Source organism: Yonghaparkia sp. Soil809 (genome assembly GCF_001429705.1).
Lineage (GTDB): Bacteria > Actinomycetota > Actinomycetes > Actinomycetales > Microbacteriaceae > Microcella.
The window spans coordinates 575250-590613 of sequence record NZ_LMSV01000001.1 but is presented as its reverse complement, the minus strand read 5'-3'; the positions used below and the strand labels follow the sequence as shown (position 1 = coordinate 590613).

Sequence of the window (15364 nt, the reverse complement as noted above, 5' to 3'; positions counted from 1 at the left end):
GCCGAGCTACGACTCCTCGTCGTACATGAACTCGCGCAGCTCCTGCGGGCACCGGCACGCGGCTGCGATCCGCTGCGCCCAGTGCAGCGCCTCCTCCCGCGTCGGCACCTCGATGATCGTGAAGCCGCCGTCGAAGGGCGGGTAGATCGGCGCGCTCACGGCGCCGTCCGCGGCGACCGTGACCGGCTCGACGTCCTCGTCGATGCCTCCGCCGAAGACGTAGGCGCCTGCGGCCTTGAGATCGCGGATCACCTGGTGCGAATCGTCGACGACCTGCTGCCACTGGCCGTCGGGCACTCGCATGACACCGCTCGGGAACGAGATCACGTACTTCGTCATCACAGACCTCCGATACGGGCGGCGACCGTGCGGGCGACGACGCCGATGACGGAGAAGCTACACCTGCCGCAGCCTCACGGCTGCGGAGTGCCCACCCGGACCGTCCGCCACGTGTCGATCGCGATCACGCCGCCGAGCACGATGAGCGAGAGCGAGATCGACGCGAGCGCATCGGTCGGCCAGTGGTAGCCGAGGTACACCCGGCACACCGCCGTCGCGGCCACGAGGACGATCGCGACGAGGAACGCGATCACGGTCGAGATCGGGTACCGGCGGCGCGAGAACACGAGGAAGGTCGTGATGAGCAGGAAGTCGGTCGCGCCCATGACGTGCCCGGAGGGGAACGACGGCGTGTAGTCCGCGTCGAGCAGCATGAGGGAGATCGGCGGGCGGTCGCGGCCGATGATCGGGGCGAGCGTCTGCACGATCGCCACGCCGACGATCATGCCGCCGGCGAGAACGAACGGTCGCCAGGCGTGCTTGGCGGCGAACCCCCACCACACGGTCGTGACGAGGACGATGATCGGCATCGCGATGGGGCCGAAAACGTTCGCGATGATCGTCATGACGATCGTGAGACCCGGCGACTCCATGCTCCGCAGCCAGTCCTGGATCGGCTGATCGATGACCGACAGCCCATCGCTCTCACGGACCGAGTCGAGGATGACGAGGAAGGCGACGAGCCCGATCGCGCCGAGCGACCCGGCGATGATGTACAGATTCCGTCGGGCGGACGGGCGCACCGTCCGCTCCTCGACGACGAACTTCTCGTGGAAGCGACGCAGCGCCCCCGGCTTCTTCGCGGCCGTCTCTGTCACTCCCGGTACTCCTCCGTCGCTCCGCCCGGCACGCCGAGATGTCACCGCAGGGTATCGCGACCTCCGCTCTACCGCAGGCGCCAGGGAGCGACGGCGTGCAGGGCCGGCAGCGCGGCGGCGATGACCAGCACCGTGCCGAGGACCTCGTCACCCGGGCGGAGGATCGCGCCCGCGATGAGCAGCCCCGCCGCGAGGATCGCCGAGGTCGTGCGGCGCACGCTCGCGTCGATGACGCGCAGGCGCTGCTCCACCTCGGGGCTGCGGACGGCGAGCTCGCCGCGGTCGAGGCGCGTGGCGAGAGCATCCACCCGCTGGGGGAGCCGGGCGAGCGCGGACAGGATGGACACGGCCTCGCGACCGAGCGATCGAGCCGTCGACGCGCCGCCGCCGTTGAGGAGGGTGCGGGCGAAGGGGTCGACCGCGTCCCACATGTTGAAGTCGCGGTTGAGGGCGCTCGTGACGCCCGAGATGAGCGAGATGGTGCGGATCAGCAGCAGGAAGCTCTCCGGCAGCTGGAACGGGAGCGTGCGGATAACCTCGCTGAACTGGCGAGCGAACGCCTCGAGCTCGCGCGGGTCGATGCGCGTGAGCTCGGCGACGCCCATGCCGCCGAAGCGGTCGAAGAGGGCCGAGATCGCGCGCTCGAGCTCGACCGTGTCGGCCGAGGGCAGCAGCACGCCGAGGCGCTGGGTCGCCGCGACCCAGCCGCGGGCGTCCCGGGCGGCCACCGCGAAGATGAACTGCCGCAGGCCGTCGCGCAGCTCGTCGTCGATCTCGCCCATCATGCCGAAGTCGATGAAGGTGAGCGCGAAGCCGCCCGGGTCGCCGCCGGCGGCGGGGGTGACGAAGATGTTGCCGGGGTGCGGGTCGGCGTGGAAGAACCCGGCGACGAAGATCTGCTCGAACGTCGCACGCGCGAGCTCGGCGGCGACGGCGTTCGGGTCGATGCCGGCGGCCTGCAGCGCGGCGATGTCGGTGATCTTGATCGCCGTCACGTCGCTGAGCGTCAGCAGGCGGCGGGCGCTGCGCTCCCACACGACGACGGGGGTGCCGACGCGCGGATCGTCGGCGAAGTCGGCGGCGAAGCGCTCGACGTTGACGGCCTCGTGGACGTAGTCGATCTCCTCCAGGCTCGTCGTCGCGAACTCCTCCACGAGCGTCGGGGCGTCGGTGCGCCGGTTGACGAGCCGCACGCGCGAGAGCCAGCGGCCGACACGGCGCAGCGCGGCGAGGTCGACCTCGACGATCTGCTCGATCCCGGGGCGCAGGACCTTCACGACGACGTCCTCGAAGCCGAGGTCGGCGGCGATGCCGGGCGACAGGCGGGCCCGGTGCGCCTGACCGAGGGAGGCGGCCGCGATGGGCGTCGGGTCGACGAACCCGAACGCGCGATCGAGGGGGATGCCCAGTTCGCGCTCGGCCTGCGCGACGATCGCCGCGAACGGCTCGGGAGCCACCTCGTCCTGCAGCCCCTCGAGCTCGCGCGTGATCTCCGGCGGCAGCACGTCGAGCCGCGATGACAGGAACTGGCCGACCTTGATCATGAGCCCGCCGAGATCGGCGGCGAGGTCGTGGAATCGGCGCGAGAGCCGCTGCAGGCGACGGATGCGCCCGCGCGCTGCGAGCCGGCCGAGGCCGAACCGCGGCAGCACGAGCTCGAACCACCACGCCTGCACGAGCGCGCGCGCCGCGAAGCGCATGATCCGCCGGTAGCGCGCGCGAAGAGCCGGGTTGCGCTGGACCTCGGCGGAGAGCGTCTCGTCGCCGGGTGTCGGCACCCTCCTAGCCTTCGGCGAGGAGGGCGTAGAGCTTGCGCCGCGTCTCGTCGAGGAGGGCGGCCGCGCGCTCCTTCTGCTCGCGCGAGCCCGACTGCGCGACCTGCGCCGCGGCCTGGGCGAGGCGGGCGCCGGCGCGCGGCACGGCGGCGGAGGTCTCGTCCCAGCGGGGCAGGCGCCAGTCGTGCTCGTCGCGTCGGGCGTGCTCGTGGTCGTGCGCGTCGGCGGCCGCGGCCGCATGGGCGGTCGCCTCGGCGGCGGCCGCGCGACCCGTCTCGGTGAGCGAGTAGACCGTGCGCTCGCCGTCGTTCTGCGTGTGGAGGAGCCCCTCATCGGTGAGCTGCTGCAGCATCGGGTAGACGGCGCTCGCGCCGGGCGTCCACGCCCCACCGCTCGCGGCCGCGATCGTCTGCATGACCTGGTGGCCGTTCATCGGCTCGCGGGAGAGCGCGGAGAGCACGGCGACCCGGATGTCGCCGTGGCCCGAGGTCGTGGAGGAGCGCCCGCCGGAGCGAGGCGAGAACGCGTCGCGGAGGCCGTCGACGGCCTCGCGGAGGTCGAAGCCGGCGGAGGAGGAGCTGCGCATCGGGGAGTCCCTTCGGGAGAGGGCGGCGCGAACGGCCGCCGTGCTGATGCCGACGGTACGCCGCGTCTCTGGATGCGCGCTCACCGCCGGCCGCAAGCCCCTGTCGAGCGACCTGAGCGCGTGCTTACCCTTGCCCGATGCTCCTCATCTTCGGCACGACCCTCCGTGATCGCGTGCTCGCCGACGTGCTCTTCGTCTGCGACCGCTGCGGGGTCGCCGCGCCGCAGCGGATCATCGAGACCGCCACGAAGCTCTCGATCTTCTTCATCCCGCTCGCGACCCTCGGGCGCTCGCACGCGGTCGTGTGCTCGAACTGCGGCGCCGCCACCGCGCTCACGCGCGATCAGGCCGAGCACGGCCTGCAGTGGGCCGAGGGCAACCGCCGGATGGTCTAGCGCTCAGCGCAGGTCGGAGAGCGCCTGGATGAGCTCGTCGACCGCGTGCGTCGCGTTCGACGGGTGCCGCATCGGCTGCTCGGGGTGCAGCACGTAGTGGTTGCGGCGCCCGCGGCGCTCGCGCTCGAGGTACCCGGCCGCCTCCAGATCGTTGAGGATGCTCACCGCCGACCGCGTGGAGATCGCGACTCCCGCGGCGATCTCCTGCACCGTCGCATCCGCGTTCTTCGCGACCTCGAGCAGCACGTGCGCGTGGTGCGTCAGGAACGTCCAGTCGGCCATGCGCCCATCCAAGCAGGTCGAGCGCGCGGCGCCGCGGCCCGCCCTCAGTCGGTGAGCAGCTGGGCGATCCGGTGCTCGATGAGCTCCTTGAGCACGAGCGACGTCGCGGTGCGTCGGATGCCCGGGCACCGCAGGATCTTCTGGCCCACCTCGTACAGATGGTCGGCATCGCGCGCGACGACCTGGATGAGCAGGTCGTCGACGCCCGACATCGCGACGCACTCGATGATCTCGGGGATCTCGCGCAGCGCGACCATCGCGTCGTCGAAGCGGTGCTGATCGACCTCGGCGGTCACCATCGCGCGGACCGCGTAGCCGAGCGATTCGGGATGCGCGGTGATCGAGTGCGGGCGCAGCGTGCGGCCGTCGAAGAGCTGGCTGATGCGGTTCTGCACCGTACCGCGTGCGAGGCCGAGCGCCTCGGCGAGCCAGCCGACCGTCGCGCGCGGGTCGCGATCGAGAGCGGCGAGGATGCGCCGGCTCGACCGATCGAGGAGTCTGGGCGAATTGACCATGGTGCGCTCACAGTACGCGCTCATCATGGTCGGATCGACCACTTGTCGCCGGCGCACTGGCGCAGAACGCGCAGACGGCGTTGACTCACTGGTCATGATGCGCACCGGTGCGCGAGCGGCGATCCCGCGCGGGCGCCGGATCGATCCCGCCCACGACCGCACCGATCTCCCTGGAGTCATCATGCCGACCGCACCCCTGCCCGAGTTCACCCACGAGCGCGTCTCGACCGTGCGCGGCGAGCGCTCGGGCCTCGCGATCACCGTCGCTCTGCACTCCTCGGCGATCGGGCCGGCGCTCGGCGGCTGCCGCATGTGGCGCTACCCGCAGTGGATCGACGGGGTCGCCGACGCGATGCGCCTCGCCTCCGCGATGACGATGAAGAACGCGCTCGCCGACATCGGCGCGGGCGGCGGCAAGTCGGTCATCGCGCTCGGCCCCGACGACGTCGTCGACGACGAGCGCCGCCGTGCCGCGCTGCTCGACCTCGGCGACCTCATCGAGACCTTCGGCGGGCGCTACCGCACGGCCGAGGACGTCGGCACCACCGAGCACGACATGCTCGTCGTGCGCGAGCGCACCGAGCACGTCGTCGGCCTCCCTGCCGCGAACGGCGGGGCGGGGGAGCCCGCCGAGGGCACCGCTCTCGGCGTGTACGTCTCGATCGAGCGCGTGATCGAGGAGCTCTTCGACTCCGGCTCGCTCGTCGGCCGCTCGTTCGTGATCTCCGGTCTCGGCCAGGTCGGCTCGCGCCTCGCCGAGCGGCTCGCCCGCGCCGGCGCGCGACTGTTCGTCACCGACATCGCCGAGTCGAAGCGCGCCCTCGCGGCTGACCTCGGCGCGACCTGGATCGACGTCGACGCCGCCCTCACGACCCCCGCGGACGTGTTCGTGCCCGCCGGACTCGGCGGGGTGCTCACCCCGGCGACGATCGCGACGCTGCCGGTCCGCGCGGTCGTCGGCCCGGCCAACAACCCGCTCGCCTACCGGTCGGGAGCGGAGCACCTGGCGGCCCGCGGCATCCTCTACGCACCCGACTTCGTGGTCAACGCGGGCGGCGTCATCCACCTCGCGCTCACCGGCGACGGCGCCTCGCCCGCCGCGATCGACGCGCGCCTGCGCGGCATCGGCGACACGCTGTCGGAGATCCTGTGCGCGGCGCGCGCGAAGGGCGTCACGCCGCTCGCGGCGGCCGAGGCCCTCGCAGTCGAGCGCGTCGAGCGGGCGCGCGCGGCGTCCGCGGTCGGGGTGCTCGCGGTCTGACGGATGTCGCACCCGACGAGTCGACGCCGGTCGCCGTCATCGCGACGACGCTCGACGCACCGACCTTCATCCCGGTCTCCGTCCCGCAGCGCCTGACGCGAGCGGAGGAGGACGAGCAAGGACGCTGCGTGGGCATCGCGACACCGCGCACTGCATCCTTCGTGGGGTCGGTCGGACGCAGCGTTGGGCGGCCAGCGACGGCCGACTGCGGCCAGCGATCCGGCGCGCCCGACGCCTGCGCCCCGGCGGCCGCGAGCAGCCCTGCTCGGAAGCGTCGTGCCGCCGTGCCCCGTCCTGGTCGGCGTTCTCCTGCGCGGCACCTCACGCGCGGACGCCCGCCGAACCTGATGCACGCTCGCGCATTCGTCTGCGTATACGGTTGCGCAATCGCATGCGGAGCTGTTTGACTGTGTTTCGGCACCAACGGGGGATGACCGATTCCAAGGAGGATTCAATGAAGAGTCAGACTGCACGAGCACCGCGCTTCGGACGGATCACCACGGCGACGGCCGCATTCGCGTCCGCTGCCCTGCTGCTCTCCGGATGCGCCGCCTCCGCCGACAGCGGCGCGACCGAGGGCGCCGAGGGCGACGACCCGATCGGCGTCACGCTGATCGTGAAGACCGAGGCGAACCCGTTCTTCGTCGCGATGCAGGAGGGCGCCGAGGCGGCCGCCGAGGAGGCCGGCGTCGAGCTGACCTTCGCCGCGGGCAGCGAGGACGGCGACGAGGCGAGCCAGATCACCGCCATCGAGAACGCGATCGCCCGCGGCGACGAGGGCATCCTCATCGCCCTCAACGGGCCCGGCGTCAACAGCGCGATCGAGCGGGCCCGCGACGCGGGGCTGTACGTGATCGCGCTGGACACCGCGCCCGACCCGGCCGATGTCGTCGACATCACCTTCGCCACCGACAACCGTCGAGCGGGCAACCTCATCGGCTCGTGGGCCGCCGCGCAGCTCGACGGCGAGAAGGCCGTCATCGCCCTGCTCGACGTCTTCGACGACCGCATCGTGAGCGTCGACTACAACCGCGACCAGGGCTTCCTCGAGGGGATGGGGATCGACGTCGCCGACCCGAACCTCAACGGGGATGAGGCGCCGACCGGCACGTACTCGGGCGGCGACTACGAGATCGTCGGCAACGAGGCCACCGGAGGCGCCGAGGACGGCGGCCGCGCAGCGATGGAGACCCTGCTGTCCAAGAACCCGGACATCAACATCGTCTACACGATCAACGAGCCGGCCGCCTTCGGCGCCTACCAGGCCCTCGAGGCGGCAGGACGCGAGGACGACGCCCTGATCGTCTCGGTCGACGGCGGATGCGCGGGCGTCGAGTACGTCTCCGATGGCATCATCGACGCCACGGCTCAGCAGTACCCCGTCGACATGGCGCGGCTCGGCGTCGAGGCCATCGTCGAGCTCGTCGAGACCGGCGAGGCCCCGGAGGTCACCGACGGACTGGACTTCTTCGACACCGGGGTCGCCCTCGTGACGGACGACCCGGTCGACGGCGTCGAGAGCATCGACACCGCCGAGGCCAGCGAGCTCTGCTGGGGCTAGACGGCACCGGATCCACCACGGGCGTCGGCCCTGGGGTCACCCTCAGGGCCGACGCCGCACATCCTGATCCGCGACGAACGAAAAGGCCATCGACATGACATCGAATCCGCCCACGGATGGCATCCATCTCGCCACCGAGTTCCTGGACAGGTCCACGCCGGCGTCGCGGATCCGCCATCTGCTGCTGAGGTACCCGGCGCTCAGCCCGGCGATCGTGCTGCTCATCGCCGTCATCATCTTCGGCCTGCTCAACGAGCGCTTCCTCCTGCCGAACAACCTCTCGCTCATCGTCCAGCAGGTCGCGATCGTCGGGACGGTCGCCGCGGCGCAGACGATCATCATCCTCACCGCCGGCATCGACCTGTCGGTCGGCGCCGCGATGGTGCTCTCGTCGATGGTCATGGCGCAGCTCGCGACCGAGGCCGGCGGGCTCCCCGCGGCCGTCGCGCTCGTCGTCGGGTTCCTGGCCGCGGTGGGCGCCGGGGCCCTCAACGGGGCGCTCGTCACGCGGCTCAAGCTGCCGCCGTTCATCGCGACGCTCGGCACTCTCAACATCTTCATCGCCCTGACCCTCCTCTATTCGGGCGGCCAGACGATCATCGGGGCCGACCTGCCCGAGCTGCTGACCTGGACGGGCTCGATCATCGACATCGCGGGCGTGCGCATCACGACGGGCGTGCTCATCATGGTCGTCCTGTACCTCGTCCTCGCCTTCGTCCTCGGACAGACGGCCTGGGGCCGCCACGTCTACGCGGTCGGCGACGACAAGGACGCCGCGCGTCTCGCCGGGATCCCGGTCACCCGCGTGCTCATGAGCGTCTACCTGACCGCCGGGGCGATCCTCGCGATCGCCGCCTGGCTGCAGATCGGTCGCAGCGACGCGGCCGGACCGAACGCGGCGGTCGACGTCAACCTCGACTCGATCACCGCCGTCGTCATCGGCGGCACGAGCCTGTTCGGCGGTCGAGGGATCATCTGGGGAACCCTCCTCGGCGCGCTCATCGTCGGCGTCTTCCGCAACGGGCTCTCGCTCGCGGGCGTCGACTCGCTCTACCAGACCTTCGCGGTGGGCGTGCTCGTCATCGCCGCGGTCTCGATCGACCACTGGATTCGGAAGGCGAAGTGATGACTGACCGTGAACCCGTGATGCGGGCCGAGCGCCTCGTCAAGACCTACGGCCGCGTCGTCGGCCTCGACGGCGTCGACTTCGAGCTCATGCCGGGCGAGGTGCTCGCCGTCATCGGCGACAACGGCGCGGGGAAGTCGACCCTGATCAAGTGCCTCACGGGCGCCGAGATCCCGGACGAGGGCGACATCTACCTCGACGGGAAGAAGGTGACGCTCTCCCGGACCCAGGACGCGCGCGCGCTCGGGATCGAGACCGTCTACCAGAGCCTCGCCGTCTCGCCCGCGCTGGACGTGGCCTCCAACCTCTTCCTCGGCCGAGAGCTGCGGCGGCCCGGGCCGCTCGGCTCGATCCTGCGGATGATGGACACGCCGGCGATGCGGCGGCGCGCCCGCGAGGAGCTCACCGAGCTCGGGATCACCACGCTGCAGGACGTGACCGTCCCGGTCGAGAACCTCTCGGGCGGCCAGAGGCAGGCCGTCGCCGTGGCTCGAGCGGCGGCGTTCGGGTCGAAGGTCGTCGTCCTCGACGAGCCCACCGCCGCGCTCGGCGTGCGCGAGTCGAACCAGGTGCTCAACCTCATCGGGCGGCTGCGGGAGCGCGGGGTCTCGGTGATCCTCGTCAGCCACAACATGCCGCACGTGTTCGACGTCGCCGATCGCATCCACATCCAGCGGCTGGGCAAGCGCGCGACCGTCATCACCCCGCAGTCGCACAGCATGACCGACGCCGTCGCGATCATGACGGGCGCCGCGCGCTCCTGAGCTCGAGGGGGCCCGCGCGCTCGTCGAGCGTGCGGGCGCTCCTCGCGCTCAGCGGCGCAGGGCTCCGGAGTCGCGCACGATCAGCTCCGTGCGGAGGCGGACCTGGCGTGCGGCGAGCTCGGGCGCGGCCATGCGATCGAACAGCATCGTGACCGCGCGCGAGCCCAGCAGGTCGACCGGCTGGCGGACGGCCGTGAGGCGGGGGTGGAAGAGGTCCGCCCACGGGAAGTCGTCGAAGCAGGCGAGCGCCAGGTCCTCCGGGATGCGGATGCCCCGCTCGGCGAGGCGGCGCATCGAATCGATGGTGGCCTGGTTGTTGCCCATGACGAGCGCGGTCGGAGGCTCGGGGAGCGCGAGCAGAGCATCCACCGCCGCACCGGCGTCCTCCGCGCCGTGCGCGACGTCCGCCTCGCTGCTGGCGAGACCGCGGCGGCTCATGCCCAGATGGAAGCCCTCGATGCGCTCGATCGTCGTCTGCAGGCCCTTCTTGCCCGCCACCATCGCGATGCGCCGATGGCCCTGGTCGACGAGATGCTCGACGAGCTCGGCCATGGGCTCGACGTTCTCCACGCCGATCGCGTCGAAGGGCCAGCTGTCGATCTCGGGGTGCACGCGGTCGATGAGGACGGTGGGGATGCGCCGGCTCGCGATCCGGTCGAGCGCCGTCTGCGGGTCGGAGGACGGTGCGATGAGGATGCCGTCGGGCCGATGGGCGAGCAGGTCGGTCACCGCGCGCAGCTCGTGCTCGGGGTCGTCGTGCGTGTCGGCGAGCAGGAGGGAGTGGCCGTTGGCACTGACCGTCCTCTCGATCGCGTGGACGACGTCCGCGAAGTAGGGGTTCGAGATGGCGGAGATCGCGAGCCCGATCGTCATCGTCTTGCCGGTGCGCAGCGAGCGCGCGACCCGGTCATTGAGGTAGCCCGTCTCGGCGATCGCGGCGAGGACGGCCCGTTCGGTCTCCGCCTCGATCTTGCGGGTCTTGTTGATGACGTGCGAGACCGTCGTCGCGGAGACGCCGGCGACTCGCGCGACGTCCGACATCGTCACCATGGGGTTCTCCGTTCGCGTGCCTGGGGTGCGGGGTGTCAGGGGTGCTCGGGCGGGGGTTCCGCGCGCGTGGGCGCGCGCCTCACAGTAATGATCCGATCGGCCGACGCGCGGGTCGCCTCGACCTCCTCGGCGTTTCGCTGATCGGTGCCGGTGGCCCAGGCCCTCGCGTCGGCGGCGGGCTTGCCGAACTCCATGTGGCGCGCCACGAGCTGGGGGAGCCGGATCTCGGGCGGCGTGTCGAGGTACCACACGGCGTCGAGCAGCCCGCGGACCTCCTGCAGAATCGGGTCGGCGGAGAGCAGGTAGTTGCCCTCGGTGATGATGAGGGGCGTCTCGCGCGGAACGGGGATCGCCGAGGCGATCGGCTCCTCCAGGCCGCGCACGAAGGTGGGCGCGTAGACGGTTGCCTCGTCGCGGCGGCGCAGTCGCTCGATGAGGGAGCGGTAGGCGCCGAGATCGAAGGTCTCGAGGGCTCCGCGACGGGCGGCGAGCGGGGTGCCCTCGAGCACGCTGCTCGCGAGGTGGAAGCCGTCGAAGGGGACGACGACCGCGGTGTCGCGCGCGAGGTGGGCGGCCAGCGCGTCGGCGAGGACGGACTTGCCCGCGCCCGGAGCCCCGCAGATCCCGAGGATGACGCGATGGCCCGACTGCCGCGCCATCGCCAGCAGGTCGTCGGCGAGCTCGCCGATCGTCGATTCCGGCACGAGGTCGCCGCGCGGGGAGGCGCCGAGGCGCTCTGCTGCCGGCCCGTCATCTCGCACGACGCGTTCCTTCCTCTCCTGGTCGGCACGGACATCCACCCCTCGATCATGCCCGTGCGCATGCGATTGCGCAATCGGGTGCGCCTCAGTGTCCCGGGCGCCCCCGATCCGGGCTCAGCGGGTGAGCGCGCCCTCGGGCAGCGACAGCTCGCGCTCGACGACGCGCGCGATGAGGGCCAGGCCCGGGCCGGTCGGGCCGTAGCCGACGAGCCCGTGCGCGTTGAGCCCGTCGACCATCGCGAGCACGTGCGCCGCCACCCGGTCGAGCTCGCGCGCGGGCATCGACGCCGGCGCGGCCTGCGTCAGCACCTCGACGATGGCCGCGTGCCAGGCCGTCATCTGCTCGCGCACCGCGGCGGCGAGGGGGGATGACCGGCGCGCGATGCTCCACGCGTCGACCCACACGCCCGTGACGTCGTCGCGGCTGCCGTCGAGCAGGGTCGCGAGCAGCGCCTGCAGCCGGGCGGTCGGATGACGCACGACGCTCGCGTGCGCGCGCACCTCGGCGAGCTCGGAGGCGACGATGGATGTGAACGCGTCGGCGACGAGCTGCTCCATGCTCGGGGCGTAGTGCGCGACGAGGCTCGAGGCGACTCCGGCGCGCGCGGCCACGGCGCGCAGGGTGAGGGCGTGCAGACCCTCCTCGAGCGCCAGGGCCTCCGCGGCGGCGGCGATCTGGGCGGCGCGCTCAGTGGGCGAGGTCCGGGGGGCGCGGGGGCGGGCATCCGCCCCGCTGCTCGCTGTTGACACGCCGACCCCCGCCTCGGTAGCTTTCGAGCAGTCTAGATATTGATCGCCTGATCAACAAGAGATGCCGCGCCGCGGTCGCGGCGGCGGCGTCCGACACGACGAGGAGCCGACGATGGCCTGGCGCATGCCCGCGGAGACCGCTCCGCACGACCGCATCTGGATGGCGTTCCCGCGCGAGGGCGAGGTGATGGGCGACAGCTCGGCCGCCCGCGAGGCCACCTACGACGCGTGGACGACCGTCGCCCACGCGATCCTCCCCTTCGAGCCCGTCACGATGGTCGTCGACCCGAGCGAGCGCGAGCGCGCCCGCCGCATGCTGAGCGCCGACATCGACATCGTCGAGGCCCCGCTCGACGACTTCTGGATGCGCGACTTCGGCCCCACCTTCGTCATCGACGACGCCACGGGCGAGCGCGGCGGCGTCGACTGGATCTTCAACGCCTGGGGCCAGGGCGCCGACTGCGAGAACGATGCGCTCATCGCCGCGCGCATCCTCGGCGAGCTCGGCCTCGCGCGCGTGCCGAGCCTGCTCGTCAACGAGGGCGGCGGCATCCACGTCGACGGCGAGGGCACCGTGCTCGTCACCGAGACCGTGCAGCTCGACCCCGACCGCAACCCCTGGGCGACGAAGGAGCGCGTCGAGGCCGAGCTCGCCCGCACGCTCGGCGTCGAGACGGCCATCTGGCTGCCGCGCGGCCTCACGCGCGACTACGACGAGCTCGGCACCCGCGGGCACGTCGACATCGTCGCGACCTTCGCGAGCCCGGGCCGCGTGCTCGTGCACGCGCAGCACGACCCGGCCCACCCCGACCACGCTGTGATGCCCGCCATTCACGACGCCCTGCGCGCCGCGACCGACGCGCGCGGCCGCTCACTCGAGCTCATCGAGCTGCCCGCTCCCGCGCAGCTGCGCGACGAGGAGGGCTTCGTCGACTACAGCTATGTCAATCACCTCGTCGTCAACGGCGGCGTCATCGCGTGCGGCTTCGGCGACGACGCGGCGGATGCCCGGGCTCGCGACATCCTGCGCGACGCGTACGGGCGCGAGGTCGTGACGGTCGACGCGCGCGAGATCTTCGCGCGCGGGGGCGGTATCCACTGCATCACGCAGCAGCAGCCGCGGGCGGGGCTCGCGACGCTCGCGGGCGGCGACGCGGCGGGCGCGGGCGACCGGTGACGAGCATCCCCCTCGTCGAGGCGTCGATCGGCGAGCTGCGCCGCGCGCTCGACGACGGCCGCCTCACCGCGGTCGAGCTCGTGCAGGGCTACCTCGATCGCATCGCGGGCTACGACGCGGCCGGCCCGACTCTCAACGCCTACGTCGTCATGAATCCGGATGCTCTCGCCGAGGCCCGCGCGAGCGACGAGCGACGAGCCCGCGGTGAGGTGCTGAGCCCGCTCGACGGGATCCCGTACGCGGCGAAGGACAGCTACATGGTGCGCGGCCTCACGGTCGCGAGCGGCTCGCCCGCGTTCGCCGACCTCGTCGCGCAGCGCGACGCCTTCACGATCGAGCGGCTGCGCGCCGGGGGAGCGATCTGCCTCGGGCTGACGAACATGCCCCCGATGGCCAACGGCGGCATGCAGCGCGGGCTCTACGGTCGCGCCGAGAGCCCCTACAACGCCGACTACCTGACGGCGCCGTTCGGCTCGGGGTCGTCGAACGGCTCGGGCACCGCCGCGGGCGCGAGCCTGTGCGCCTTCGCCCTCGCCGAGGAGACCTGGTCGAGCGGCCGCGGCCCGGCCTCGAACAACGGTCTCGTCTGCTACACCCCGAGCCGCGGCATCATCTCGGTGCGCGGCAACTGGCCGCTCGTGCCGACCATGGACGTCGTCGTGCCCTACGCGCGCACGATCGACGAGCTGCTCCTCGTGCTCGATCAGATCGTCGCCGACGACCTCGAGACGCGCGGCGACTTCTGGCGCGTGCAGCCCTGGGTGGGCATCCCCGCCGCATCGACCGTGCGCCCGCTCTCGTACGCCGCCATCGGCGCGCCCGCGGCCCGGGACGCCGCGCTCCGGGGAGCCCGGGTCGGCGTGCCCCGCATGTACATCGGCGCCGAGCCCGACTCGGACGACCCGATCGAGACGCGCGCGACCGTCATCGCGCAGTGGGAGCTCGCCCGACGCGACCTCGAGGCCGCGGGCGCCGAGGTCATCGAGGTCGACCTCCCCGTCGTGACGAACTACGAGAGCCGCGGGCGCGCCGACGACCGCTCGCTCACCGTGCGGGGCCTCGTGCCGGAGGGCTTCGCCGACTCCGAGCTGTGGGAGCTGTCGATGTGGGGGTGGGAGGAGTTCCTGCAGGCCAACGGCGACCCGCACCTGCACCGCCTCGTCGACGTCGAGCCCGAGCTCATCTTCCCGACCCCGCCCGGGTCGCTGCCCGGCCGGTACGACGATCATCTGAGCCGGTTCGCACCGGAGGACGTGCCGCTCGAGGACTACGTGCACCGCGCGCGCCGCGAGGGCGTGCCCGCGCTCGCGGACATCCCGCACCTCGAGGCGGGGCTGCGCGGCCTCGAGGAGGCGCGCCGCCTCGACCTCGAGCAGTGGATGGACGACCTCGGCCTCGACGCCGTCGTCTTCCCCGCCGTCGCCGACGCCGGCCCCGCCGACGCCGACGTGAACCCCGCGAGCGCCGAGCTCGCCTGGCGCAACGGCACGTGGGTCGCCAACGGCAACCTCGTGCCGCGCCACCTCGGGATCCCGTGCGTGCAGGTCGGCATGGGGCTCATGAGCGATATCGGGATGCCCGTGGGGCTGACCTTCGCCGGTCGCGCCTACGACGACGCGCGCCTCCTCGCTCTCGCGGCGGCGTTCGAGGCGTCGGCGAACCGGGCGGGCTCGGCGCTCGGGTCGACCCGCTCGCCCGCTCCGCGGGCGCCGGAGCTGTGATCGCCTCCGACTCTTGACCTTCCCTCGCTCCGGGTGGATGCTGGCGGCACCATGAGCGACGTCGACGACTACATCGCGCGGTTCCCGGCCGACGTCCAGTCCATCCTGCGCGGCGTCCGCGGCGCGATCCGCAGCGCCGCCCCCGCGGGCGACGAGCGAATCCGGTACGGGATGCCGGCGATCCCGCTCGACGGCGGCTACTGGCTGCACTTCGCGGGGTGGAAGAACCACATCGGCATCTACCCGGTGCCGCGCGGCGATGAGGCGTTCGAGGCGGCCATCGCGGAGTACCGGTCGGCGAAGGACACCGTCAACCTGCTCTACTCCAAACCCATCCCGTTCGACCTCGTGACGCGGATCGCCGAGCACGCCGCCCAGCACTCCGCCGAGCACGCCGCCCAGCACGCGGCCGAGCACGCGGCGCAGCACGGAGTCGTGCACGCGGGGGCCGCGCACGCAACCCCCGCGCGCGGCTGAATCACC

17 protein-coding genes are annotated in these 15364 nt (G+C 72.2%); 8 read left to right on the top strand and 9 right to left on the bottom strand.

From position 1 onward, the window contains the following. Positions 1-6 precede the first annotated feature (6 nt). From ASG83_RS02850 to ASG83_RS02835, 4 genes are all read right to left on the bottom strand, one after another. On the bottom strand, positions 7-339 hold the full coding sequence (locus ASG83_RS02850; RefSeq protein WP_055856900.1) for a YciI family protein: 333 nt from the start codon (positions 337-339) through the stop codon (positions 7-9). 74 nt (positions 340-413) lie between these two features. Next, positions 414-1157 carry a phosphatase PAP2 family protein gene (locus ASG83_RS02845; RefSeq protein ID WP_055856898.1) on the bottom strand — a complete coding sequence of 248 codons (744 nt, stop codon included), beginning with the start codon at positions 1155-1157 and terminating at the stop codon, positions 414-416. Between the two features lie 68 nt (positions 1158-1225). Further along, complete coding sequence (locus ASG83_RS02840; RefSeq protein WP_082599138.1) at positions 1226-2857, bottom strand: AarF/ABC1/UbiB kinase family protein; 1632 nt, start codon at positions 2855-2857, stop codon at positions 1226-1228. Positions 2858-2939: 82 nt separating this feature from the next. Then, positions 2940-3518 carry a PadR family transcriptional regulator gene (locus ASG83_RS02835; RefSeq protein WP_055856893.1) on the bottom strand — a complete coding sequence of 193 codons (579 nt, stop codon included), beginning with the start codon at positions 3516-3518 and terminating at the stop codon, positions 2940-2942. Between the two features lie 137 nt (positions 3519-3655). Here ASG83_RS02835 and ASG83_RS02830 point away from each other — a divergent pair, with 137 nt between their 5' ends. Next, positions 3656-3913, top strand: a complete 258-nt coding sequence (locus ASG83_RS02830) for a zinc-ribbon domain-containing protein (RefSeq protein WP_055856890.1) — start codon at positions 3656-3658, stop codon at positions 3911-3913. Positions 3914-3916: 3 nt separating this feature from the next. On the opposite strand, the gene ASG83_RS02825 is transcribed toward ASG83_RS02830, so the two are convergent. After that, positions 3917-4195: a helix-turn-helix domain-containing protein gene (locus tag ASG83_RS02825; protein WP_055856887.1), complete on the bottom strand. Its 279-nt coding sequence runs from the start codon at positions 4193-4195 to the stop codon at positions 3917-3919. Positions 4196-4239: 44 nt separating this feature from the next. Beyond that, positions 4240-4710: an Lrp/AsnC family transcriptional regulator gene (locus tag ASG83_RS02820; RefSeq protein WP_055856885.1), complete on the bottom strand. Its 471-nt coding sequence runs from the start codon at positions 4708-4710 to the stop codon at positions 4240-4242. A gap of 178 nt (positions 4711-4888) precedes the next feature. Between ASG83_RS02820 and ASG83_RS02815 the strand changes: the two genes are divergently transcribed. The 4 genes from ASG83_RS02815 (at position 4889) to ASG83_RS02800 (ending at position 9422) form a co-directional block, all read left to right on the top strand. Continuing rightward, a complete protein-coding gene (locus ASG83_RS02815) occupies positions 4889-5971 on the top strand; it encodes a Glu/Leu/Phe/Val dehydrogenase dimerization domain-containing protein (RefSeq protein WP_156376781.1) in 1083 nt (360 codons plus the stop codon). A gap of 454 nt (positions 5972-6425) precedes the next feature. Next, positions 6426-7532 carry a substrate-binding domain-containing protein gene (locus ASG83_RS02810; protein ID WP_055856880.1) on the top strand — a complete coding sequence of 369 codons (1107 nt, stop codon included), beginning with the start codon at positions 6426-6428 and terminating at the stop codon, positions 7530-7532. 94 nt (positions 7533-7626) lie between these two features. Then, positions 7627-8658 carry an ABC transporter permease gene (locus tag ASG83_RS02805; protein ID WP_055856877.1) on the top strand — a complete coding sequence of 344 codons (1032 nt, stop codon included), beginning with the start codon at positions 7627-7629 and terminating at the stop codon, positions 8656-8658. Then, the gene (locus ASG83_RS02800; protein WP_055859128.1) at positions 8658-9422 is read left to right on the top strand and encodes an ATP-binding cassette domain-containing protein; all 765 of its coding nucleotides are present in this window, start codon (positions 8658-8660) and stop codon (positions 9420-9422) included. Before ASG83_RS02805 ends, ASG83_RS02800 begins: the two co-directional genes overlap by 1 nt. A 48-nt stretch (positions 9423-9470) precedes the next feature. Here the strand turns inward: ASG83_RS02800 and ASG83_RS02795 are convergent, their stop codons facing one another. The 3 genes from ASG83_RS02795 to ASG83_RS02785 form a co-directional block, all read right to left on the bottom strand. Beyond that, positions 9471-10472 carry a LacI family DNA-binding transcriptional regulator gene (locus tag ASG83_RS02795; protein WP_055856875.1) on the bottom strand — a complete coding sequence of 334 codons (1002 nt, stop codon included), beginning with the start codon at positions 10470-10472 and terminating at the stop codon, positions 9471-9473. Positions 10473-10507: 35 nt separating this feature from the next. Beyond that, positions 10508-11233, bottom strand: coding sequence for a nucleoside/nucleotide kinase family protein (locus tag ASG83_RS02790; RefSeq protein WP_235451385.1), 726 nt, complete (start codon positions 11231-11233; stop codon positions 10508-10510). Between the two features lie 114 nt (positions 11234-11347). Further along, the gene (locus ASG83_RS02785; RefSeq protein WP_055856873.1) at positions 11348-11983 is read right to left on the bottom strand and encodes a TetR family transcriptional regulator C-terminal domain-containing protein; all 636 of its coding nucleotides are present in this window, start codon (positions 11981-11983) and stop codon (positions 11348-11350) included. 112 nt (positions 11984-12095) lie between these two features. Between ASG83_RS02785 and ASG83_RS02780 the strand changes: the two genes are divergently transcribed. Genes ASG83_RS02780 through ASG83_RS02770 form a run of 3 tightly spaced genes read left to right on the top strand, consistent with a single transcriptional unit; the run spans position 12096 to position 15358 of the window. After that, positions 12096-13160 (top strand): agmatine/peptidylarginine deiminase, encoded by a 1065-nt coding sequence (locus ASG83_RS02780; protein WP_055859123.1) that lies wholly within the window; start codon positions 12096-12098, stop codon positions 13158-13160. Next, positions 13157-14881, top strand: coding sequence for an amidase (locus ASG83_RS02775; protein ID WP_055856870.1), 1725 nt, complete (start codon positions 13157-13159; stop codon positions 14879-14881). Before ASG83_RS02780 ends, ASG83_RS02775 begins: the two co-directional genes overlap by 4 nt. A gap of 51 nt (positions 14882-14932) precedes the next feature. Further along, complete coding sequence (locus ASG83_RS02770) at positions 14933-15358, top strand: iron chaperone (RefSeq protein WP_200959255.1); 426 nt, start codon at positions 14933-14935, stop codon at positions 15356-15358. Positions 15359-15364 lie beyond the last annotated feature (6 nt).